The organism is Anaerococcus nagyae (assembly GCF_040364225.1).
Lineage (GTDB): Bacteria > Bacillota > Clostridia > Tissierellales > Peptoniphilaceae > Anaerococcus > Anaerococcus nagyae.
On the sequence record NZ_AP031484.1, the window covers coordinates 573,859 to 597,595 of the forward strand.

At 25.3% G+C, this 23,737-nt stretch carries 22 protein-coding genes; all 22 read left to right on the plus strand.

Translation table 11 applies throughout. The features are described from left to right. The first annotated feature begins 19 nt into the window (after window positions 1–19). The 22 genes from ABXG81_RS02635 to ABXG81_RS02740 all read left to right on the plus strand — a co-directional run bounded on the left by ABXG81_RS02635 (window position 20) and on the right by ABXG81_RS02740 (window position 23,704). Window positions 20–1,114: a single-stranded DNA-binding protein gene (locus ABXG81_RS02635; RefSeq protein ID WP_353529045.1), complete on the plus strand. Its 1,095-nt coding sequence runs from the start codon at window positions 20–22 to the stop codon at window positions 1,112–1,114. Window positions 1,115–1,427: 313 nt separating this feature from the next. Then, window positions 1,428–2,975, plus strand: coding sequence for a hypothetical protein (locus ABXG81_RS02640; RefSeq protein WP_353529046.1), 1,548 nt, complete (start codon window positions 1,428–1,430; stop codon window positions 2,973–2,975). Beyond that, window positions 2,947–3,552 carry a response regulator transcription factor gene (locus ABXG81_RS02645; RefSeq protein ID WP_196377251.1) on the plus strand — a complete coding sequence of 202 codons (606 nt, stop codon included), beginning with the start codon at window positions 2,947–2,949 and terminating at the stop codon, window positions 3,550–3,552. The genes ABXG81_RS02640 and ABXG81_RS02645 overlap by 29 nt, the downstream gene beginning before the upstream one ends. A 298-nt stretch (window positions 3,553–3,850) precedes the next feature. Then, on the plus strand, window positions 3,851–6,040 hold the full coding sequence (locus ABXG81_RS02650) for a radical SAM peptide maturase, CXXX-repeat target family (protein WP_353529047.1): 2,190 nt from the start codon (window positions 3,851–3,853) through the stop codon (window positions 6,038–6,040). Window position 6,041: 1 nt separating this feature from the next. Then, window positions 6,042–6,308 carry a CXXX repeat peptide modification system protein gene (locus ABXG81_RS02655; RefSeq protein ID WP_353529048.1) on the plus strand — a complete coding sequence of 89 codons (267 nt, stop codon included), beginning with the start codon at window positions 6,042–6,044 and terminating at the stop codon, window positions 6,306–6,308. Beyond that, a complete protein-coding gene (locus ABXG81_RS02660) occupies window positions 6,301–7,965 on the plus strand; it encodes an ABC transporter ATP-binding protein (protein WP_353529049.1) in 1,665 nt (554 codons plus the stop codon). The genes ABXG81_RS02655 and ABXG81_RS02660 overlap by 8 nt, the downstream gene beginning before the upstream one ends. Before the next feature lie 76 nt (window positions 7,966–8,041). After that, window positions 8,042–8,611 (plus strand): hypothetical protein, encoded by a 570-nt coding sequence (locus tag ABXG81_RS02665; RefSeq protein WP_353529050.1) that lies wholly within the window; start codon window positions 8,042–8,044, stop codon window positions 8,609–8,611. A 150-nt stretch (window positions 8,612–8,761) separates the two neighbouring features. Beyond that, the gene (locus ABXG81_RS02670; RefSeq protein WP_353529051.1) at window positions 8,762–10,102 is read left to right on the plus strand and encodes a radical SAM protein; all 1,341 of its coding nucleotides are present in this window, start codon (window positions 8,762–8,764) and stop codon (window positions 10,100–10,102) included. Window positions 10,103–10,134: 32 nt separating this feature from the next. Next, window positions 10,135–10,317, plus strand: coding sequence for a hypothetical protein (locus ABXG81_RS02675; RefSeq protein ID WP_353529052.1), 183 nt, complete (start codon window positions 10,135–10,137; stop codon window positions 10,315–10,317). Between the two features lie 74 nt (window positions 10,318–10,391). Then, a complete protein-coding gene (locus ABXG81_RS02680; protein WP_353529053.1) occupies window positions 10,392–12,152 on the plus strand; it encodes an ABC transporter ATP-binding protein in 1,761 nt (586 codons plus the stop codon). Further along, window positions 12,145–13,014, plus strand: coding sequence for an ATP-binding cassette domain-containing protein (locus tag ABXG81_RS02685; RefSeq protein WP_353529054.1), 870 nt, complete (start codon window positions 12,145–12,147; stop codon window positions 13,012–13,014). The genes ABXG81_RS02680 and ABXG81_RS02685 overlap by 8 nt, the downstream gene beginning before the upstream one ends. After that, a complete protein-coding gene (locus ABXG81_RS02690; protein ID WP_196377260.1) occupies window positions 13,011–14,426 on the plus strand; it encodes a hypothetical protein in 1,416 nt (471 codons plus the stop codon). The genes ABXG81_RS02685 and ABXG81_RS02690 overlap by 4 nt, the downstream gene beginning before the upstream one ends. A 674-nt stretch (window positions 14,427–15,100) precedes the next feature. Continuing rightward, the gene (locus ABXG81_RS02695) at window positions 15,101–16,231 is read left to right on the plus strand and encodes a S8 family serine peptidase (RefSeq protein WP_353529055.1); all 1,131 of its coding nucleotides are present in this window, start codon (window positions 15,101–15,103) and stop codon (window positions 16,229–16,231) included. A 799-nt stretch (window positions 16,232–17,030) separates the two neighbouring features. Beyond that, window positions 17,031–17,600, plus strand: a complete 570-nt coding sequence (locus tag ABXG81_RS02700; protein ID WP_353529056.1) for a hypothetical protein — start codon at window positions 17,031–17,033, stop codon at window positions 17,598–17,600. Next, window positions 17,594–17,857: a hypothetical protein gene (locus ABXG81_RS02705; protein ID WP_353529057.1), complete on the plus strand. Its 264-nt coding sequence runs from the start codon at window positions 17,594–17,596 to the stop codon at window positions 17,855–17,857. The genes ABXG81_RS02700 and ABXG81_RS02705 overlap by 7 nt, the downstream gene beginning before the upstream one ends. 12 nt (window positions 17,858–17,869) lie before the next feature. Continuing rightward, window positions 17,870–18,304: a hypothetical protein gene (locus ABXG81_RS02710; protein WP_353529058.1), complete on the plus strand. Its 435-nt coding sequence runs from the start codon at window positions 17,870–17,872 to the stop codon at window positions 18,302–18,304. 291 nt (window positions 18,305–18,595) lie between these two features. Further along, window positions 18,596–18,760 (plus strand): hypothetical protein, encoded by a 165-nt coding sequence (locus ABXG81_RS02715; protein ID WP_153604660.1) that lies wholly within the window; start codon window positions 18,596–18,598, stop codon window positions 18,758–18,760. 91 nt (window positions 18,761–18,851) lie between these two features. Further along, window positions 18,852–20,159, plus strand: coding sequence for a radical SAM protein (locus ABXG81_RS02720; RefSeq protein WP_353529059.1), 1,308 nt, complete (start codon window positions 18,852–18,854; stop codon window positions 20,157–20,159). A 3-nt stretch (window positions 20,160–20,162) separates the two neighbouring features. Beyond that, entirely contained in the window at window positions 20,163–21,320 is a 1,158-nt protein-coding gene (locus ABXG81_RS02725; RefSeq protein ID WP_010247244.1) for a M50 family metallopeptidase, read from the plus strand. A 14-nt stretch (window positions 21,321–21,334) separates the two neighbouring features. Then, window positions 21,335–22,249: an ATP-binding cassette domain-containing protein gene (locus tag ABXG81_RS02730; protein WP_010247241.1), complete on the plus strand. Its 915-nt coding sequence runs from the start codon at window positions 21,335–21,337 to the stop codon at window positions 22,247–22,249. Between the two features lies 1 nt (window position 22,250). After that, window positions 22,251–22,943, plus strand: a complete 693-nt coding sequence (locus tag ABXG81_RS02735) for an ABC transporter permease (RefSeq protein ID WP_195216091.1) — start codon at window positions 22,251–22,253, stop codon at window positions 22,941–22,943. 14 nt (window positions 22,944–22,957) lie between these two features. Continuing rightward, window positions 22,958–23,704, plus strand: a complete 747-nt coding sequence (locus tag ABXG81_RS02740) for an ABC transporter permease (protein ID WP_010247237.1) — start codon at window positions 22,958–22,960, stop codon at window positions 23,702–23,704. Window positions 23,705–23,737: the final 33 nt, after the last annotated feature.

Sequence of the window (23,737 nt, forward strand, 5' to 3'; positions counted from 1 at the left end):
ATTGCTAGAGGAAGAGAATATGAAATTTGATAAAGATGGATTTAATGAATTTATACAAGATGAGTTTTCTTTTGATGGAGCAACTCAAAGAATAATTAATAACTTAGTGGAGTATGGAATCAAAAATTTAGGAGATTCAGAGGATAAATTAGTAGACTTTATTCAAACTATAATTAATGATCCGACAGTTGAAGAAATAAAACAATTTGTAATTAATGAAGAAAAAGAAGAATTAATAGGAGGAATATTAATGGATGTACGAAAAGGAAATGTAATTAATACAGAATTTGGAGAAACAATTGTACTTGATATTAAAGATAATCAAGCTACACTATTTGATGGTAATCAATTTATTTTAGCTACAGGAATTAAGTTAAATAAGAAAAGTGGAAATTATGAATGGGAATCAGTAAGGTATGCCAGCGATATAAAAACTATAGCAAATATGCAAAACACTGATTTTAAAAGTATGAAAAATACAATAGACTTTCTAGCTGAATATAATCATAAAGAATTTGTAAAAGGGATCGTATCCCTTGAAACAGGAGTGTTAAATGAAGAGGTTCTTAATGCTACCTATGATAATTATATGAGTGATTCAGTAATGGGACTTATTGATGAAAAGTTTATGGATTATATAGATGAGCAAAGATTAGAAGAAAATTTAGAAATTAATCGAGAACAAGTAGATAAAGAAAGCAAGGATATATTAAACATAGATGGAAATTTAGCTAGTGATATAGAGATCAAAGATTTAAAAGCAAAAGATGGAAGAAGCTTTAAAGTTGCTTCCTTTTCTATAGCAGAAAATGACAAGGAAGGAAACGTAAAATTTACTGATTGTTACGCATATGATGATAAAATTAGTCAAGTAGGTAATATGAAGAAAGGTGACTTTGTACACTTATTTGGTAAGGGAAAAACCAACAAAGGAAAGGATGGAAAAGAATATAGGAGTATAAAGATATATTCTGCCAAGTTGTTAAAAGCAAAAGAACAAATAAAAACTCAAAATAAAGATAAAAAGTCTATATTTGGGCAAATAAATAGATTTAAAAGTAATGATAATAAAAAGACTCATAAAATTGAGCATAGCAAAGGTACTGAGAGATAAAAATTGGCGGTCTTCGGATCGCTTTATTTTTTTGTTGAATAAATAATGATTATTTAAGTATTAGTTGAATATTTTACAAATATATGCTTAATACACAAAAGTTAGCTGAGATTTATTATTGATAAGGTTACAATAAATAAAAGAGTAAAAAATAACTAGAAAGCAGTAGGTAGAATAACAGATACTAAAATAACTAATTTATACTGAGATATAGTATATAATAATATTAGAAGAATATTGATATAAAATCACGCATTGTCTATATTATAGAGTTACGATTATTTGTGTTTATCAACATTTATAAGGAAAAATTATGAAAAGAAAAGATTTAATTTTGATTGCTCATATTATATTACAAATTGTTTTGTTCATACCTATAATTCCTTTTATAAAGTATTATCAACAAAAAGATATAGGAATTATAATAATAATCTTGCTGAGTATTGTAAATTTTGTTTCGTATGTTATTACAATATTAAATTCTGATAAAAAATTCATTTTAAAGCATAGTATTCTAATTATCCTATTTATAATATTTATGTGTATAGAAGATACAATACTAATTAATTTACAAACAGGAAAACACATAGAATTAGTCATATATAGCTTATTATTGTTAGAAAATTTAGCCTTGATATATTCAGCGTATAAGTTAAGTATTAAAAAACTAATTATAACTATTATTATTTTTATGTCAGCTTTAACAATAAATTATAATTATTCATTATCCAATTTTATATATAAATATGTAGTTATTCTTTTATTAATGAGTCCTAGTATTTCTTATATATTAGATAGAAAAATAAGACATAATAATAGAAGGGTAATTTTATATTTACAAATATGTTTTATTATTTCTTTTTGTATTTATAAGAAAATCAATAGTATTGAGAATGTTTCAATTAGTGAGTACCTACTATTATCAATTATATCAATGGAGTCGGTATTATTATATAAAATTATGATAACGGATGTAAGAAAAGGATTAGCATTATTTATCAAAGCCATGAGGAACCTATTTTTAGGTTATATTGTTTTATTTGTAATGCTATATTTAGTTGGTATTTCTGTAGTAGATATTACTTTATTATCTTTTTACTTTTTTATATATTTAGCAGAATTTAGAAGTTATAAGGAGTATAAGAAACATCAAAGTGTTACTTTTGATGAATTACTAGATAGTTATTATGTTGAAATATATAGAAACAGAGAAATTGAAAGACTTAATACTTTAAAAATTCAGACATTCTTACATGATGATATACTTCAAATTATAATAGCTATACGTAGATGGATTGAAGATAATTTGTCAGGTTCAGATAAAAAATATATATTACAGAATTTAGATAAATTGAATGATTTAATTCGACATGAAATTGATTCATTTAATCCTAAGATTAAAGAGTACAGTTCTTTGTATGATGCATATAATAAACTTATATCAGATCTAGAAGATATGTATTTAAGTAAACAGATGCTTATTGAATTTGAATGTAAAAAAGATATTGAACTTTCATCACCTTATGATGAGCTAGTATATAAGTGTATTAATGAGTTGTTAATAAATGCATTTAAGCATTCTAAAGGTTACAACACTAATATTAGTCTGAAAGTAGAAAAAAATATAATTTATTTAACAGTTACAAATGTTGGAGATTATATAAAAGATAAAGATAAAATTAAAGAAGGCAATATAGGATTAAATATTCTAAGATTGAATTTAAAACAATACAGAGGGGTATTTGAATATGAAATATTTAAAAATAATGAAGAATTAGAAGAATCGTATGTGCAATTTAAAATAAAAATTCCATTAGATAGGAGAGTTGTAAATGAAAATTTTGTTAATAGAAGATCATAAAATGGTAGCTACTTCTTTAAAAATGAGTTTAGAAACAGAACAATCTATTTCTGTAGATATAATAGACCGTATTGAAAAACTTAATACAGATAAATCAATTCTTAGTTACGACTTATTACTTATAGATATTAACTTAACGGGTATTGAAGGAACAGTAAATGGATTAGATCTAGCTGAAAGATTGATAGAAGATTATAGAGATATAAAAATTGTTATTCTAACTGCATATAAATTAGAATTCTATATAAAACGAGCTAAAGAAATAGGATGTAGAGGATTTATTTCTAAAGAAGAGGATACTAAAAAGTTAATACAATATATTAAAAGTATTGTAGAAGAAGATAAAATAATATTTCCTGAAGAAAATTATATGTTAGAATCGTTGACAAAATATGAATTAAAAATAGTGAGATTGTATTCAAATGGTATGTCTAGGAAAGAACTAGCTAAAGAACTTAATATAAATGTTAGAAGTTTAGCGGTATCTTTATCTAGAATATATCAAAAATTAAATGTTAGAAATTATCAAGAAATGATAGACAAGGTAAGAGAACTAGGTTATGTAGATTCATTTTGATAGATGAGCATTAGGATTTAAAAATTCTAATGCTTTTTTTATTCACAAAAGTTAGCTGAAACTTAAATTAAAATAATATAAAATTAAAGAAAAAGTATAGAATTAATAATATTTAGAGGTGATAAAGTGATGAATTATTCAAGTAAACTAAAAAACAATATGCTAGGAAGAGAAATTACTCCTTTTAATGTGTGTAAATTATCGTGTACTAATACTTGTAGGTATAGTTGTACAGCAAAGAATGCTGCTAAACACCCAAAATATTCACATAGTACATTTAATAATAATTTAAATAAAGATGATAAAAAATAATACAACTTACAAACTTGGAAAAGAGATTGATATTTGGAAAGAAGGTACTGCTCAAACATTAACATTTATTGTGACTGAGGATTGTAATTTAAGATGCAATTATTGTTATATTACACATAAATCTTCAAATAAGAAAATGTCATTTGATGTAGCTAAGAAATTTATTGATTATGTACTTTCAGATAAAATAGTTAGACCAAATGGAGTTATATTAGATTTTATAGGTGGAGAGCCACTACTTGAAATAAAACTAATCGATCAAATATGCGATTATTTTAAATTAAAAACATATCTATTAAATGATGAATGGTATTGGGATTATAGGATTAATATAACGACAAATGGGATTAATTATGGCAGTAAAGAGGTACAAGATTTTATAAAGAAAAATCAAGGAAAACTTGAAATAGCAATTACATTAGATGGGATAAAAGAAAAACATGATATGCACAGAATTTTCCCCAATGGAAAAGGTACTTATGATGAAATAATAAAAAACATAGAACTTTATAAAAATCAATTTCAAGCATCTACCAAAGTTACTTTTTCAAGTAAAGATTTAAAATATTTAAAGGATAGCATAATCCATTTATGGGAATTAGGAATATCTGATGTAGCAGCAAATGTAGTATTTGAAGATGTTTGGCAAGATGGAGATGAAAAAATTTTTGAAGACCAGTTAATTGAATTGGCAGACTATATCCTGAAAAATAGACTATTTGATAAATATTCTTGTACTTTATTTGATGAATCTATAGGTTTTTCAAATAGTAAAGAAATATTAGAAATAGCTTCATGTGGTGCTGGAAAGATGATAGCAGTTGGTCCTGATGGATCATTGTATCCATGTATGAGATATAAAGATTATTCACTTAACAATAAAAAAGAAGTTGTAATTGGTAATGTAGAGAATGGTATAGATTTTGATAAAATAAGACCTTATTATCTATTAAATACGAAACTTCAATCTGATGAGGAGTGTATTAACTGCAGGATTGCAAGCGGATGCACTTCATGTTTTGGTCATAATTATGATTCTGCAGATAGTAATACAAATTTCCAAAAAGCTAAATATATTTGTAAAATGCATAAAGCAAGAGTCAGAGCGAATAACTACTATTTTGCTGAGCTATATAATAGGTATGGAATAGAAAAAGAAATTAATAACGGAGGAAGAGATAAACTTTATTTTTTGTTATCTAATTCAGCTGTAAGAACTTGTGCTAGTAGTGAAGATAGAAGTGATCCTTCTATTATGTCTAATGAAACAATAATAGAAGGATTAGAATATGCTAAAAATAATTTTCTAAGACCAGTATTCATACATAGTAATTATGGTCTAAATTTAAATTTCAAAGAGATAGACTTAAAAGGACATAATATTTTTCACTATTGCTCAATAAGAAATCAAGATAGTATAAGAAAAATAACTAATAACTATATCCTTACAATTGAATATCCTGATGATGAAGAGTTTGTAAGAAATATGAAACTAGAAGAAAATATAATACTAAATATATCGTCTGATTATTTAAGTGATATGAAGAATTTTATAACAAAATTATTCAATAAGACTAACAGGATTAATCTAAATATATTAGACATTGATAAACAATTTAATTATATCCTATATGAAAAACAATTGAAGAAAATCTCTGATTATATTTATTACGAATATGTGAATAAAGGAATAATTAAAGAACTGAATGTAATAACTGATGAAATGTTTATGGAAGAAAAAGAATTATGTGATAGTGGATTGAATTCTTATACCCTTGCTAGCAACGAAAAGTTTTATGTTTGTCCAGAATTTTATTTTAAGTTTCCTTTGGATTATATCGGAAGCTTAGAAGACGGATTAAAAGAGAAATATAATAGGCATTTATACTCTGAAGAATATTCACCACTTTGCGATAAATGCAGCGTTTGTCATTGTAATTCTTGTAGCTTTGAAAATTATATAAATACAAATGAAGTTAATATACCGTCTAAAAGTTCATGTGTAAAATATAGTATTGAATATGGAGTATCTTATGAATTACAGAAAAAATTATCAGAATTAATGGAGTTTGATAGACATATAAAGCCATTAAATTATTTAGATCCATTTGTTGATGTTTTAGAAAGAAATTCTGTGAATGGAATCTTAGATAGAAAATATTTGGAGGCTAAATAAGTTGAAAGAAGTTGGGACATTAACACAGGAAGAAAGTAGAAATTTAGAAGAGCTTCTTGAAAAGAAAATAGCCTTAGAAAACTTGTTGAAAATCTTATCGGAAAGTCAAGAAGTTTATGAAAAAGTAGATAGAGATTATAAAAACATAGTAGAAGAATACGAGAAATGGTGGAGAGATACATCCGATAAATATATTTGGGAAAGTACTGACAATTCTTTTTGGTCAATTGATTTTAAATCTAGGAAAGTATATTTAGTAGATGAATAATATGTTTGATTGGAGTGAACACAAAAAAGTAATTGATAAATTTATATTACCACAGAAAAAGAAAATTATATATTTAATAATAGTCATACTATTAGGAATAATTGCGAGTCTGGTGATTCCTTATGTATTTGGGAAAATTATTGATATGATAGTAATAAAAGATTTGCAATTAGTATCAAAGTTTATTCTTATAAGTCTATTTTTAAATATATTTCAAAGTTTAAGCAGTATTTTAGAGGAATGGCTTGGCAATATATTATCAGTGGATTGTTCAAACAGTATAAAAGAAGCGATGTTTTCTAAAATATTAGATACGAGATATGAATTTTTAAATTCGTATGGTGAAGGAGAACTTGTAAGCAGAATAGAAAATACAGGCGATAAAATAGTCAGTTTCTATATAGATTTATTTTCAAGCATAGTTATGATTATGTTTAGCATCATTATATCTGCCTATATTATGATTAGGATATCATTAAAATTATTTGTAATTGCGATTATATTACTTCCATTGACTTACGGAATTAACTATATATTCAAAAGTACTATTATTAGTAAACAAAGAGACTATATTGCAAATTTAGATGCATATTCAGATTATCTAATAGATACGATTTCAAATTTAACTGGAATAAAACTAAATAATTTAGAAAAAATATTTAAAGAAAATTATGAAAAAAAGCTTCAGGATTTAAAAAATGTATCTATGTCTAATTTGAAGATAAATATGACTGTAAGGAGTTTACAAGATTTGATAACTATTATTTTAAGTTCTCTAATTTTATTTACTTCGGCGAGGTTAATAATATTAGGAAATTTGACATTGGGAAATATAGTTGCCTTTAGTAGTTATATGGAAAAGTTACATTCGTCAATTAAAAAAATTGGTGATTTAAACTTATCTTTTAATGAAGTTATTGTAGATTTAGAACGATATAGGAAAATTATGTATCATGACAATGAAAAGAAAATTGATGGAAAGAAATTATCAAAAGTAACTAGCCTTAAATTTAAAAATGTTTCATTTAAATATGATGATGAATACATATTGAAAGATTTTTCATTTGAAATATCGAAGCCTGGTTTATATGGAATAGTTGGAGAGAATGGATCTGGTAAAACAACAATTTTTAACCTAATTAGTAAACTTTATACCGATTATGAAGGTGAAATCTTAATAAATGACATCGAAATAAGTGATATTAAAGATGAAGATTTAAGAGATGAAGTCTTATTTATAGAAAGCAAACCATTTATATTACGTGAAAATCTAAATTCCAATATTACATTATTTGGAAAAAATGAAATTGATGAATTATTTTTAGATAAAATAATTAGATTTTTAGAATTAGAGAAAATAAAAACGCATAAGACTAAAAACTTAGAAGATACTTTATCAAAAGGAGAACAACAAAAAGTTCAGCTGACTAAGATGATGATTGGGCAACATTCTTTGATTTTATTGGACGAAGTATTATCTGGATTGGACCAAGAAATGAAGAAAAAGACAATCTCTAAAATAAAAGAAAAAAGTAAAAATAGCATAGTAATAATAATCTCTCATGAAAATGAAATACAAGAAACATGTGATGGAGTATTCTCAATGTCTAAAAATTATATAAAGATAACAAATAAAATATGCACAAAAGTTAGCTGAAATAAATTTCTAAATACTATAGAGTTAAATTAGAAATAAGGCAGTAAAAGTGTTAGTAGCGTAAAGGAGATATGTAATGAAAGAAAAATTAAAAAAAATATTTTTTGGGTTAATTTTTGTATTGGCTATTTGTGTACTTATCTTACCTAATAATAATGTAGTTGCATCCAATGGAGAAAATCTGAGCTATAGTGATATTGAAAAAATAGGAGATGAAGTTAAGAAATACATCATTGTAGATGATGATAGACTATATTTTGATTATCAAAATGCACAAAATAATAACGAAAGTCCAGAAGTTATAGAACAAGGCTTATTGTTAGAATCAGTTAGTTCAAATTATGCAGAATTTAATACAGAAGGTTATAGTACTCGCTCAATAGGTTTACCAATATGGGGAAATTATTGTGGACCAGGTTATGGAGGGAAAGATTCCAATAAACCAGCTACTGATATACTAGATGAAGGATGTAAAAGACATGATCAATGCTACAAATGGTCATTAACATTAAGAAAAAATTGTAAGTGTAATAAAGACTTGGTAGATTATATCGATGAACATAAAAGTGAAATGTCAGGAACAATGGCTAAAGTAGCATGGGCAATTAGAACGTATTTTAATACTGTGGGGCAAGTTGGATGCTAAAAAATAATATAGAAAATATATTCACAAAGGTTAGCAGATTTGTAGACATGTTTAATATATAATTTAATCGAGAGTATAAGATATGTAAAAATAATTAACAAGTGTATTCATTTTATATACCCATATATTATGAGGGAGGAGGATTTGGCGATGTTAAGCTTAGATACAGATAGTAAGTTTTTTCCATTTATAGTTAAAAATGTTAATGGAATTAATTATTTATATACAATTATTACGAATGCAATTTTTCAACTAGATTTTGACGGAGAAAGTGTTTTTATCAAACATGAAGATATTGAAAAATATCCTAAACTAAAAGAATTTTGTGAAGATAATTTTATTTTAAAAACTGATGATAATATAAAACATATCAAGGAGATCTATAGTAAGTCATTTGAGAAAAAAATCAAAAGTGATCTAAGTGGGATGACATTGATGATATCTCAAAAGTGCAATCTTAGGTGTAGATATTGTTACGGAGAAGGTGGTGAATATCAAAATAGAGGTGAAATGACTTTAGATACTGCAATTAAGGCATTGAATTTTATGTTAAACATTACTAAGAGAAAAGATCTATATATATGTTTTTTCGGTGGAGAACCTTTAATGAATTATGACTTGATTAAAGATTTTATTGAATACATGGAACACAATTCTAATTTTGGAAGGGAAATTCACTATTCTATGACTACAAATTTAACGTTGCTTAATGAGAATATTAAGAGATTTATAAATGATAAAGATATTTCATTAACAGTTAGTTTGGATGGAGATAAAATTTCAAATGATTCGAATAGATACTTTAAAGATGGAAATGGAATTTATGATATAGTTGTAAAAAATATTAATAAATTAAATAAAAAAGTATTAGTGAGAGCAACCATAGGCCCAAATAACTTAGATATTAAAAATAGCATAAGGCATTTAACAAATACACTTGATTTTCCTAATGTTGCATGGGCTGAGGCAGATAATCTTCTTAATGATTCTGATTATGAAAAAATAACGAACAGTTATTTAGAACTGATAGATTATATTGAATCATTAATAAAAAAACACAAATATGTTGATGTAAGGAAATATTATATGTATTTAAATGTATTACGAAAATTTTCTAGTGATGGGATTAGAACTAAAGGATGTGGAGCTGGTGATAATATGGTTGCAGTAGATATTGATGGGAAGTTATATCCTTGCCATAGATTTGTAGGACTTGCAGATTTTGTTATAGGTGATGTTAATAATAATCAATATGATAAAAAAAATTATTTAACTGACTGGGATCTTGCTAATTTTTCTGAGTGTTTAACTTGTATAGCAAGAAATTCATGTGGAGGAGGTTGTGTAAATCAAAACTACTATTCAACTGGTAGCATTAGGAAACATTCAGAAACTAATTGTAAATATATAAGAAAAGTGCACGAAAGAATATTAGAATCATATATCTCATTAGATGATGAAGCAAAAAAAACTCTGATATTTGAAAATTGAGAAAAGTTTAATTGTATTTAAAGGAGGGTATTGTGAAACAAATTAACAGCAATAAATTGCGAGATTTAGTAAACAAAGGTAACTTAGATAAAGACTTAGATTGGTGTGTATTTTGCGATGCTAAAGACAGATGTGATTCATGTGATGCGACTGATTTTAAAAATAACGATTGTAAGAAATGCGACTTTGGCACAGAATGTACTCACATAGGATAGTATATTAGAATAGAGGTGGAGTTTTATATTTTTAACTCCGCCTTTATTCTTGGGGCAAATTGTAGAGGTACAATATGTTCAGCACAATAAAATTAATACAAGAAAATTGTAGAAAAAAATTAATTATACTCATCTTGATTTTTCCGCTTAAAGTAATGCTTCCGTTTATAAATTTAAAAATTTTTCAACTTATATTGAATGACATTCAAAATAAAACTATAGATAATATTATTTTAATTTTACTAGGCTACTTAATGCTTATGGGTTTGGATAAATTTATTAATGAAGAATTTAAGTATATATTAAATGAAATGGACTTAGAGATGACTAATTGTTTAAATATAAAATTAATTGATAAAATTATAAATTTAGATTTAAGTGATTTTGAGAATTCTGAAACATATAATAAAATTCATGAGTCTTTAAGAGATATCAATACTCCTTTTGAAGTATTTAATTTGATTGTTGCATTTATAGAAGGATTATTAGGGTTGTTAATTAGCTGCTTTATATTGGCAAGTTGGGACAGATTTAGCCTGATTTTTTTGGGTATTGCTCCATTAATTTCTTTTTATTTTACTATTAAAATTGGTAAGCATGAATTTAAAAACCTTCAAGAAAGAGTGCCAATAGTTAGAAAAATTACTTATATAAGGAGTTTGTTGGTTAATGATGTATCAAGTAAGGAAAATAAAATATTAGGAGTAGAGAATTTCTTTAAGAAGATATTTATTAGGGAATATGAAGATTTTATAAAGAAAGATAAAGAAATACTTAGGTTTCAATTTGAAAATGGGATATTATTTCAGTTTTTATCAATACTAGTGGCGTTTATAATAATATATAGAATTATCAATTCAGTAATTTTAGGGATGGTTTTATTTGGAACTGCTAATACTTTAATATCTTGCGTATGGAATGTAACTAGATATTCTGAACAAATAAGTATAAATATAGCAAAAATATATACAAAGAGAAATTATTTAGAAAATTTAAATGATTTTATTGAAAATAGTTATGGGTCACAAAAAGAAGATTTGGAATATGCTTATAGAAATGTTAGAGCAATAGATACAATAGAATTTAAAAATGTTAGTTTTAAATACAAAGATAATTTAAATTATGTATTAAAAGACATCAGCTTTAAAATAAAAAGAGGAGAAAAGATAATCTTAGTTGGAGAAAACGGCAGTGGTAAAAGTACAATATTAAAGCTTTTATTAGGAATATATAAAAAATTTGAAGGGGAAATATTAGTCAATGGAATTTCAATAAGAGAGATATATATGCCTTCTTTTTATCAAAGAACTGGCGTAATATTTCAGAATTTTACTAAGTACGAATTGAGAATATTAGAATTTCTAAAACTTTCAAATTTAGATATTTCTAAAGATGAAGTTTTAAGAGTTCTTGATATTTTTGAATCAAAAAATCTTCTTAAATTTTTATCTGGAAGAGATATAGAAAGCTTACAACTTGGCAATAGATTTGATTTGGGAGTTGATTTATCTGGTGGAGAGTGGCAACAACTAGTATTTTGTAGAACTCTTATGAGAAAAAATATGAATTTATTAGTGTTAGATGAACCAAACTCAGGATTAGATGTTCTTTCAGAAAAAAGGATATATGATATTTTGGACGAGCAACTAGATGGTGTTACTAAAGTTATTGTTACACATAGATTACAATTAATAGATTTACAAGGCTATAGAATTATATATATAGAAGATGGCAGGATATGTGAAGATGATAATTCAGAAAAGTTATTATTAAAGAACACAAAGTTCAAGGATTTTTACGAGAATTCAAAAACAGGAGATGAGAAAAATGATTGAAATTAAAAACTTGACCTTCAAATATAAGAAAAACACAAAGAATATAATTAATGATATATCTTTGGAAATAAATTCTGGTGTATATGGTTTAGTTGGTGCAAATGGAGCAGGGAAAACAACATTATTAAAGATTATTGCTACACTTATTCCATTTAGCAAGGGAAAGTTAGAAATAAATGGATTGGATGTTAAAGAAGATTTAAGTAAAATAAGATCACAAATCGGATATGTTCCACAAAGGTTTGAGTTTTTTGAAATGCTTTCATTGTATGAATTTTTATACTATATTGGGTTGAATAAAAAAATGTCTGATAATGATATAAATGAATCAATCGAATATTGGATTAGGAAGTTTAACCTTGAAGATAAAAAAGGTGAAAAAATGAAGTCCCTTTCGGGAGGTATGAAGCAAAGGGTAGCAATTATTCAAGCTTTGATAGGTGATCCCAAAATTTTAATTCTGGACGAACCTACGATAGGATTGGATCCTATAGAAAGATTACGATTTAAAAATATTATTAATGAAATTAAAAATGATAAAATTATAATAATTTCAACCCATATAATATCGGATGTATCTGCTCTTTGTGATAAAATTGGAGTTATGGTTGGTGGGAACATATTATATTCTGGTTCGATTGAAAAATTTATTGAACAAGCGGAAGGAAAAATTTCTACAATGACAATTAACCAATATGAAGATATACCAGAGGAAATAATGAATAAAGTAATATCAATAAAACGTTTTGAAGATAAGATATATATTAAATTTATAGATAATTCGAATGCAGAAAGTCAAGTTATTCCTGATTTAGAAGATGCATATTTTTTTAAGATAAAAGAGTCGGAGTTAAATATATGAAAAAAGAACTTAATTATATATTTGAAATTGAAGTTCAAGAGATATTTAGAACTAAAAAATTGTTTATATTGATGTATGGAATAATTATTTTGTTCTCAAGTATTCTATATATGCAAGACTTTAGTATGAAAGTGACTGCAAATTTGATTCTCATGATATGGGTAAGTTTAATAACACTTCTTGGCGTTAAAGTTTTTATAGAGAATGAAAGAGAAAGTCTATTTGTACTTAGTAAAATTTCTCTAGTTACAAAATATGTTAGATTGACGTTATTGCAATGTATTATTAATCTTCCTATATTTTTGAGTATATTAGTAGAATTATATGTTATGAAACAAAATATACTTATAGTTTTATTGTGGGCAATTTTATCCTATGCATTTTCAATTATGCTGGGCTTATTTTTAGGAAATACAGTTTCTAAAAAGACTGGATTGATAATTTTGATGTTTATATTTGCGTATAACTTCTTTTTTGTTAATGCTTATAGACAAACGGAATATTCATTTATATTTGCGATAAATGAATACATTTTTAATTTAGATAAAATAAATGTTATTAGTTTTTGCAAAATGTTAGCTGCTATATTCTTAGGTATATTTTCTGTATCAATGAGAAGAAATAATATATATTTAAATACAAGAAAGTATATATTGTTACCTCTTTTAATTGCAGGCTTTATAATTATAGAGAGTTCTCTATTTGCATATGCTAGACTTGAATCAAGTAGAGAACCACAATTTAAATTGATTGAGGGACACAAAGTAACATTTAAAAACATAAATCCTGACGATTATGTAAAAGGTGTAGAAATTTTAACAAAGTTACAAAAATCTTTCATACCTTTTGGGGGAAGTAGAGTAGAAAAATATGAAATAAACAAAATATTTCTATCTTCATTTGGCTGGAAATTTGTCGATCAAGAAGAGCCAATAATTTTAGATAAGAATTGTTTAAGAGTAAATATATATAGTTTGTCAGCGTTGAATTTTTATGAACCTAGTGTTGTCATAAATAATTGCGATGATTTTATACTTTTGTGGATGACATCTATCGATAAATATAATAGAGATAACAGATATTTCAAACATATTTTAGATGGAGCTAGTGAGGTAATAAAAAGAAAAGTCATATATGAAACGTTCGGAGAAAATAGTGCGGTTTCTAAGCAAACAGAAAAAGACATATATTCCATATACGATGCTCCAATAACGAAATTTAATTATGTTAAAAGAGTAGGTTTATTAACAGCAGATAAATATGAAAATCAGTTAATACAATTAGTTGAAGATCTAGATAAGGTTAGTATAAAAACGGATAAGCAGTTTGTAGAATTATTACAAGAAAAATTTCCAGAAATTTATGAGGATTCTTACATTCATAATTTTTTAGAAAGTATTATTGAGGAGTAATGAGATGAGTTATTTAAAGATTGTATTAAAAAATAGGAAACTTATGATTCTATATTTTATAACTTACTTTATGTTATGTTTCATTGATACAAAAACTTTTGGTGTGATTTATATGCAAGATGACATGATATTTCGTCTTTTAAATCATCAAGTATTTTTAATATTCTTGGTTCCTATTTTTGTATTAAGTGTAATAAATGAAAAGTTCCTATGTATACAGAAAGACTATATGGTAATATATTCAATTAACGAGAAAAAGAATATAAGAAAGATATTTAATATTGTTTTGGGTACTGAATTACTATTTTATATTTTGGGACAATTTTTTTTTCAAGGAATTAATTATTTTATAACAGGTAAAGTGTATTTAATGAGTTTTAAGTTTAATATATTAACAATTTTAGAAATTCTATCTGGAAGCTATATAGTTCTATCTATTTTATTACTATTAAAAAAGGACTTGTTTACTTATATAAACTATTACATTTTATTAATGATACTTTTAGTGGTTAATAGTGGCTATATTACATTTCCGATGACTATAAAAGCTTTAAGTTTATTACATAATGATTGTATAAAACTATTATTATCAAGAATAGTTTGGGTTTTATTAACCTTCTTAGTTTTTAAGATGTCTCTTAAAAGATATAGTAGTAAATTTTATGGTAAATAATATGGATAAATTGGCGTATATTGGAGTGATAAATCCTGGAGAAAATGTTGAATATCCACTAAGTTTTTCCAACGATGGTATTTATGAAGTTGTTTGCAAATTAAATGGTAGCTGTGAAATAAAAATTAAATCAATTAATTATATAGATACTCATGAAATTCATAAAGATTATTATAAATTTCACATTAATGTGATCTCTAGAAGAGAATATATATTATCAATACAAGGAAGTTTTCAGAATCAATGTAGTTATAATATCATATTTAAAAATGCATATATAGACAAAATGTATGTCAGCAAATATCAATGGTATATAAAAAATTATGTAACGGGTATAGATATAAATATTTTACCAGTAATAGACTTGTGTAATAAAGTAGATACTAGATTAGGAATAATAGACGCTTTTATTGATGCTAATAATGAGGAGAGGAATACAAATGAATCAGATATTTTAAGTTTGAAAAATCATGGTGAATATATAAGCAGTATAATTATAGGAAAGTATCCATTAAAAGGATTTTATAGCTTATTGAAATTAGGAAGATTAAATTTGTATCCAATATTTAAATTTGATGATGACCAATATCGAAAGAAAACCAGTGATTATTTTATAGATGCTATTAGTGAGGCTAGAAGAAATAACGTTAGAGTCCTGAATTGCAGTTTTGGCGGTTGGGAATATTTAGAGTCTGAATATAATGCAATTAAGAATGCACGAGATGTTTTATTTGTTGTATCTGCTGGAAATAATTCTACAAATATTGATGTTATTCCAAAATATCCAGCTTGCTATAATTTAGATAATATAATTGTTGTTGGAGCAGTAGATAAAGAAGGCTCACTTTATAAAACATCTAATTATGGCAAGACTGTTGATATTTTCGCTCCCGGAGAGGACATTTGTGGACTAATTCAAAATGGTTCGATTATGCTAAAGGCGAGTGGTACATCCGGTGCTACAGCCTTTGTTACAGCTTTAGCTTCATTGTTAATAAAATTGAATCATAAATTAACTCCAAAAGATATTAAGTCTCTAATAAAAAGTAGACATACTGAGATAATATCAAAAGGAACAGGAGAGAATATTAGATTTATTAATTTTGAAAAAAGTGTTAATTATTTTTTATAGATATAAAGTAACTTGTATTATTTTTTAAAATAGGTCACATTATAATACAAGTGATTATTAAATTAAACAAAATCAATATATAAGCAATTTTTGTGTGACGTATTTTTAGATCTTCTGGGCGATATTTTATTGGAGTTTTGCGAAGGTTTAAACGTAGAGCTTTGTATTTATCTACCGTTTGTGTAAAGCAATTTTGAATTATGACTGATATTTTAGTTTCTACTATTGGTTATGCAACGATATGTGTCTCAAAATATTCAAATTAAATCATGCCTCCTATTGCCTTTTGATTAAAGTAGATCTTAAATATTGCTTTCGTCTGAGTTTTTAAATTTTTTTCTAGCGCTAAATCGTGCAATTAAATAGAAGTTATAAATGTATAAGCATCTAATTTTCTTAATATTTTCTGGATTCATTATATAGTATTATATTAGTAAGATTGCAAATCTTAGGTTATTTTTGCTATTTATAATTATAGATATTTTAGAAATGTATGTTTCCTATATATTATCATAATTATTTTATTCTATTTTCATTTTCTTTTAGAGAGCATGTATATTTTTTAGTTATCAACAAGAACCTTTTAATTTTAATTTTCAGGTGATGTTATTGGAATTAAAACTTATGCGATAAGTTTGTTATTAAATCTAAATTTATTTAACGTGCTTTAGAAAGAGTGTTTTTTACTAGGCTGTTTTTAAAATATGCACAAAAGTTAGCTGAAATAAATTTCTAAATACTATAGAGTTAAATTAGAAATAAGGCAGTAAAAGTGTTAGTAGCGTAAAGGAGATATGTAATGAAAGAAAAATTAAAAAAAATATTTTTTGGGTTAATTTTTGTATTGGCTATTTGTGTACTTATCTTACCTAATAATAATGTAGTTGCATCCAATGGAGAAAATCTGAGCTATAGTGATATTGAAAAAATAGGAGATGAAGTTAAGAAATACATCATTGTAGATGATGATAGACTATATTTTGATTATCAAAATGCACAAAATAATAACGAAAGTCCAGAAGTTATAGAACAAGGCTTATTGTTAGAATCAGTTAGTTCAAATTATGCAGAATTTAATACAGAAGGTTATAGTACTCGCTCAATAGGTTTACCAATATGGGGAAATTATTGTGGACCAGGTTATGGAGGGAAAGATTCCAATAAACCAGCTACTGATATACTAGATGAAGGATGTAAAAGACATGATCAATGCTACAAATGGTCATTAACATTAAGAAAAAATTGTAAGTGTAATAAAGACTTGATAGATTATATCGATGAACATAAAAGTGAAATGTCAGGAACAATGGCTAAAGTAGCATGGGCAATCAGAACGTATTTTAATACTGTAGGGCAAGTAGGATGCTAAAAAATATAGAAAAATACACATTTGTACTCGGCATAATAATATTTGTTATTTCATATATTCTTCCTGTAGATTTGTTAAATAAATTTACAGAATTGAAACCTTTAGGTATAAGCACGATTTTTATATGCCCTATACTTGGGATAATTGGCTTGATATTTTCCATAAAAAGAAAATCTATATTATTTGCTTTTTTGAATTTGTTATTGCTATTATCTTTCCCAATTACTATGTTCATTGGAAATATACTTTTTAAGTAGTTGGTATAGAAAGTGAAAAGTAAAAACATAATCAAAGGAATATATCTTCTAGTTCTTATTTTTGCAATATTTAAATTGTTTAATTTAAAGATTAGTAATTACGAACAATTTTATGAACTATCTAATTATGAAATAAAGAGAAGGCAGCTGAATCAAATAGAATGGGAAGATATAGGCAAAAAAGATGGTATATATCTATTAACATCAAAAGATTGTCCTTATTGTTTACATTATATAAGCAATGGAATAGAGCTAGTAAAAAAAGAAAGTGAGGAACATGATTTATCTAAGAATGTCGTAGATTTAGACATAGGTGAATATTTTAACAATACTGAGCTTAATAGGAACTTAGATTACTATGGTATCAATAGCATACCATGTATATTGGAGATTAAAGAGAATAAAATAAGACTTATAGAATTTGAGGACATTCAAAAATTTTATTAAAAGTAAAATTGATAGGTTAAAACGGAAAGTATTCACAAAAGTTAGCTGATTTTATTGGTGAAATTATATAAAATTAAATCACAGAAGTAATGAACAAGTAATTCAATAATAAGTTTAATAGTTTTTTATATTAGAATACTATTACAGTTTTAAATACTGTTTTATAGTATATAAATAGTTTAAAATGGGAGGGGATTTCATTATGTGATATAGAGCAATTATATTAAATATACTTAGATTGAATTGTAACTAAAAAAGAGAAATAATTTAAATTTTATAAGGAGACATTATATGAAAGATTTTAAGATTGAAGAAATTGACTTTAATGAACAAATTGAAGAAAAACTCAATAGTGAAAAAATTGATTTAGATGATTGTGAAGTATTAGAAGAAGCTACAACTCCTAGTTTTGGATTCTCATGTCCACATGGATGGTTTGGCGCTTATTGTCATTAATAATTGAATCAAAATTTCCCCTTTTCTGGTGCTAGAAAAGGGGAAATTTTGATTAGTGATTATTGATTTTTTATTAGAGTAGGATTATAAAATGAAAACACACATAATACAAAATAAAAATGGAGAATTTATATTATTTTTGCCAAATACATGTAGATTTTTTAAAATTAGTAAATCTGTAAAAAATATAGTTTTAGATATTGAAAAAGGGATTGATAAAAAGATAATTGTCGATAAATATAATATTGATTTTGAAAAATACGAGAAAATTCTTGAGCTTATAAATCAAGAAATTATCGAAGTACCAAAAAATATAGACAAAGTTAAGAAAATATCAAAATTAGCGTTACATATAGTAAATGGATGTAATCTTAATTGTATATATTGTTATGCCAATGGAGGAACTTACAATTCTACCAGTAGTGTTATTTCTAATAAAACGCTCAAGCAAACAATTGATACATTTTATAATAGATTTGATTGTATTGAGTGTATTCAATTTTTTGGAGGAGAACCCACATTAAATTTAGGCGCTATTGAGTTTGTATGTGAATATGTTAAACGTTTATACGAATCAAATAGAATAAGTAAAATTCCGAACTATACGATTACCACTAATGGAACATGCGCAACAGATTATTTTATTGATTTGATTAATAAATATAATATTGATGTAACAGTTAGTTTAGATGGCAATAAGGATATAACTAACGAAACAAGACTAAATAGACAGGGATATAAGACGGCAGATGTTATAGAAAATAATATAGTAAAGTTGAGAAATAAGACAAATCAACCGATCGCAGCAGAAGTAACTTTTACACAATGGCACATAAATAAAGGTATCAGTGTTCAGGATACTGTTGATTATTTGTATGATAAATTTAAATTTAAGGCGATTCATGTAGTCCCTGTTAGTACAAAAGAACATGCATCTTATAGGTTAAAAAACAGAGAAACTTTTCTTGATGCGGTATCATCTTCTTTTAAAAATAAAAAAGTAAAATATATGCTTGTAAATCAAATATTAGATAGTTTATTTAACAAAAAAATTTCAAATAAAATATGTGGTGCAGGCGCGACCGTATTTTCAGTTTCAGCTAAAGGAGATATTTATCCATGTTTTATGTTAAATGATTGTGAAGAATATAAATTGGGAAATGTATATTCATTAACTGATGAATTTTGGGATATACAAGAAGGACCAATGAGTAAATATTATAAGTATGATAGGTTTAAATATGATAAGTGTAATGAATGTTTTAACCGTACAATATGTCATGGATGTATGGGAATAAACCAGTATACAACTGGAAATATATTTGAATCGGCAGAAGAAGAATGTGAATTTATGAGAAAATTGACAGAAGAGGTTATTATCTCTGTTTTGGAAAGTTAATATATGAAGAACAATAGACCTAAAGCAGTAAATGATATTAATGAATATATTTTATTTGAGAACAAAAATAAAGAAGATATATATTGTATAGGTAGTATTGAGAAAGACAGATATATAGAAGTTAAAGAAGAACAAAAGAATGCTATAATGAAATCTATTAAGTATTTTGATGGGACTAACGATATAGGGGAAATTAATGAAAAGCTTAAGAAAATAGAAAATATAGATTTAAATATTAATAAGTTGTATAACTTATTATTGGAAGCAGGATTACTTGAAAATGAACAAGTTGATTTAAATAAAAATGAATTTGAAAGATATGGTCTTAAGATAGCATCTATACCATTAGATAAGCTATCAAATTTATTTTATTTTTTTTCAAAGTATTCTAGATTATATTTAATAGTATTGATATTTGCTGCTTTTTTTTCATTCCCCTTGATACCAAAAATGTTATCAAGATTGTTGTATTTTAACATTTATAAAACATTAGACTCTTCAGTTTTGAGCTTGATTTTATCTTTGTTTTTAACAACAGCAAGTGTACTTGTACATGAATTTTCACATGCTATTTTTTCTAAAAAATATGGATTAAATCCAAATAAAATGGAAATAGTATTATACTTATATTTAAATCCAATTGCATATATAAAAACTAATGGGATTTATACGCTTTCTAAGCGAAAAAGAATAATTGTCTGGAGTGTTGGAATATTATCAAATTTAATTATATTTTTTATTTCAGTAATCATCCAAAATTATACTACAGGCACAGTTAGTAAAGTTTTTTTATTGTTAGCATACACTAATTTAGGATTAGTAGTAACAAATTTTATACCATTTTTGCCACTAGACGGATATTATATACTAACCACTTTGTTTCAATTAACAAATTTAAGAAAAAAATCATTTGGGGGACTAAAAAAAATATTTAAGGAAGAAACTTTTAAAAAGAGGGTCATTTATATAGTATACAACTTTATTTCGATAGTTATATTATGTTATATTATCGTAGTACCAATAGTTCAAGTTATATATAATTTTTATTTAGCTTATTTAAGAAATAATAATATATTTGAAGGCTTGAATGAAATTTGGATGTATCTTATATTGGCAGTTTTAATGGTTTTTTCACGAATTATTGATAGAAAACAAAAATAATGCTGGAGGTTAATATGAAAGATGAAATTCTTCTAGAAATAAAAAACTTAACAAAAAAATATAAAAATAATACTGCATTAGATAATGTTGATTTAAGAATATTAAAAGGAAAAGTATATGGATTTATTGGAAAAAATGGAGCAGGAAAAACTACATTAATTAGAATGATTACTGGTTTAGCTTTTCCAACTAGTGGAGAGATATCTATATTTGGAAACAAAGGAGAGAAAAATTTACAAAATTCAAGAAAGAAGATTGGAGCTTTAGTGGAAGGACCAACGCTTTATCCATTTATGACTGCAAAAGAAAATTTGAGGAGTCAGCAAATTCAAAAAGGTATAAATGATGAAAATGAAATTGAAGAGATTTTAAAACTTGTAAATCTTGAAAATACTGGTAAGAAAAAGACTCGTAATTTTTCTTTGGGTATGAAACAAAGATTAGGAATAGGGCTTTCTTTAGTTGGAAATCCAGATCTTTTAATTTGGGATGAGCCTATAAATGGACTTGATCCAGAGGGAATTAAGCAAATTAGAGAATTGATTAATCATCTTAATAAAGATCTAAATAAAACAATTTTAATTTCAAGTCATATATTAGAAGAACTTGAAAATACAGTTACCGATTTTATCTTAATAGACAATGGGAAAATAATTGAAACTATTACAAAAAAAGAATTATCAAAGCATAAAACAGAATATATTTATATTAAAACAAGCGATAATGAAAAAACTATAAATATATTTAAGAGAAAATTTCCTAATATAGAGATTAATAAAGAAAATGAATTTGTATGTATAAGAAATTTTAATGATAATATAGATTTATTGTCTTCCTTATTGGCAGACAACAAAATTCAAATTAGAGAAATGAAGAAAGAAAGAGAATCTTTAGAAGATTATGTATTTGAAAAAATAGGAAGAATGTAATATGAAGAATATACTAAAGTCCGAATTATATGAATTTATACGAGATAAAAAATATCTAATTCTACTTATTATATCAATTATATTACAATCTGTTTTATTGCTTGACAAGAATATAAAAAACACATCAGAAATGATATACCATAGTTTCTATAATATGCCATTGTTATTTATTGTTGTTAATGTTTTTATATCTCTTTACATAGGGGGTAATTTTTTAGATAGAAGAATTAATAGATACATTGTAAGTGGACATAATAGAACTAATATTGTTATAGTCAAGACATTTGTTGTGATTGTATTTTCTAATTTAATTTTGATGTTACAACCAACAATAGTCACCATAATTAGTATGATAAAAAATGGTAATGGAGCAGATAATATAAACATTTTAGAAATATTTCTGGTTACATTATTATTAAATACATCTTTTTTAGTCATCACTGTATTTTTAGCCTTTTTGTTTAAAGATATAGGGAAGACCTTAGCTTCATCTGTTGGGATTTATTTCATTGTGATTTTTTTATTGAATTCTAATAACGCAGTTCAATTGGCTCATTTTATTCCAATGGGACAAGGTAGATTGCTGATAGAAAACAGTATTAATTTGATGGAAGCAATAGTTTTAGCTAACGTATATTTTTTTGTTTTTTTAATAGGAACAATAAAGTATTTTAAAAAATGTGATTTAAAATGATAATGGAGGTAAATATGAAAAATATTATGAAAAAAGATTTTTATCAGATAAAACATAATAGATTCTTACTAATATCTTTCGTGGCTATTTTATTGCTAGGTATTTTTGGCTCTTCTGGGTATTTAGTGGATTTAAATTCAAGAAAAGATGCTATAGGAATTTTTGATGCAATGGTTTATGATTCAACTGTAATTGTAATTTTAGTTACAATAATTATTACATCAATTATGGGAGCAGAATTTAAAAATAGAACGGTTAATAATGATGTTTATATAGGAAACTCCAGAAGTAGTATTTTCTGGAGCAAAATAATTGTTTATATGTTTGCTTATAACCTAATGATATTGATATATCCTATAGCTGGATGTATTAGAATGGGGTTAAGTCTTGGATATGATTTAAATTTATACTTGAATATTGAACATATTGTTAAAATAGCATTCTTTTCAATAATATTAAATAGTGCAATGTATTCAGTTTGCGTATTCTTTATATTTGTTTTTAAAGATATCGCAAGATCATTATCATTATCTATAGTATATATTTTTTCATTTGCATTATTAATAGCATATGGAAAGCCTATGGGATTATTTGATAAGATTTTTATATTAAACTATATTCCAATTCAACAAATAAGGGATATTCTATATGCTGATATGAATGGATTTAATGAAATTATATCTTTTGTGAGTGGTATAATGCTATTATTTTTTTTCTTATTATTATCAAAAATCATATTTAGAAGACAGGACTTGAAGTAAAAGGTGTTGTTGCAAAATGATGAAAATTCTTTA

What these genes read in the sequence shown, in the direction of transcription:
- ABXG81_RS02635 (WP_353529045.1), top strand. Translation starts at nt 20, where the DNA reads ATGAAATTTGATAAAGATGGATTTAATGAATTTATACAAGATGAGTTT.
- ABXG81_RS02640 (WP_353529046.1), top strand. Translation starts at nt 1,428, where the DNA reads ATGAAAAGAAAAGATTTAATTTTGATTGCTCATATTATATTACAAATT.
- ABXG81_RS02645 (WP_196377251.1), top strand. Translation starts at nt 2,947, where the DNA reads ATGAAAATTTTGTTAATAGAAGATCATAAAATGGTAGCTACTTCTTTA.
- ABXG81_RS02650 (WP_353529047.1), top strand. Translation starts at nt 3,851, where the DNA reads ATGATAAAAAATAATACAACTTACAAACTTGGAAAAGAGATTGATATT.
- ABXG81_RS02660 (WP_353529049.1), top strand. Translation starts at nt 6,301, where the DNA reads ATGAATAATATGTTTGATTGGAGTGAACACAAAAAAGTAATTGATAAA.
- ABXG81_RS02665 (WP_353529050.1), top strand. Translation starts at nt 8,042, where the DNA reads ATGAAAGAAAAATTAAAAAAAATATTTTTTGGGTTAATTTTTGTATTG.
- ABXG81_RS02670 (WP_353529051.1), top strand. Translation starts at nt 8,762, where the DNA reads ATGTTAAGCTTAGATACAGATAGTAAGTTTTTTCCATTTATAGTTAAA.
- ABXG81_RS02680 (WP_353529053.1), top strand. Translation starts at nt 10,392, where the DNA reads ATGTTCAGCACAATAAAATTAATACAAGAAAATTGTAGAAAAAAATTA.
- ABXG81_RS02685 (WP_353529054.1), top strand. Translation starts at nt 12,145, where the DNA reads ATGATTGAAATTAAAAACTTGACCTTCAAATATAAGAAAAACACAAAG.
- ABXG81_RS02690 (WP_196377260.1), top strand. Translation starts at nt 13,011, where the DNA reads ATGAAAAAAGAACTTAATTATATATTTGAAATTGAAGTTCAAGAGATA.
- ABXG81_RS02695 (WP_353529055.1), top strand. Translation starts at nt 15,101, where the DNA reads ATGGATAAATTGGCGTATATTGGAGTGATAAATCCTGGAGAAAATGTT.
- ABXG81_RS02700 (WP_353529056.1), top strand. Translation starts at nt 17,031, where the DNA reads ATGAAAGAAAAATTAAAAAAAATATTTTTTGGGTTAATTTTTGTATTG.
- ABXG81_RS02705 (WP_353529057.1), top strand. Translation starts at nt 17,594, where the DNA reads ATGCTAAAAAATATAGAAAAATACACATTTGTACTCGGCATAATAATA.
- ABXG81_RS02715 (WP_153604660.1), top strand. Translation starts at nt 18,596, where the DNA reads ATGAAAGATTTTAAGATTGAAGAAATTGACTTTAATGAACAAATTGAA.
- ABXG81_RS02720 (WP_353529059.1), top strand. Translation starts at nt 18,852, where the DNA reads ATGAAAACACACATAATACAAAATAAAAATGGAGAATTTATATTATTT.
- ABXG81_RS02725 (WP_010247244.1), top strand. Translation starts at nt 20,163, where the DNA reads ATGAAGAACAATAGACCTAAAGCAGTAAATGATATTAATGAATATATT.
- ABXG81_RS02730 (WP_010247241.1), top strand. Translation starts at nt 21,335, where the DNA reads ATGAAAGATGAAATTCTTCTAGAAATAAAAAACTTAACAAAAAAATAT.
- ABXG81_RS02735 (WP_195216091.1), top strand. Translation starts at nt 22,251, where the DNA reads ATGAAGAATATACTAAAGTCCGAATTATATGAATTTATACGAGATAAA.
- ABXG81_RS02740 (WP_010247237.1), top strand. Translation starts at nt 22,958, where the DNA reads ATGAAAAATATTATGAAAAAAGATTTTTATCAGATAAAACATAATAGA.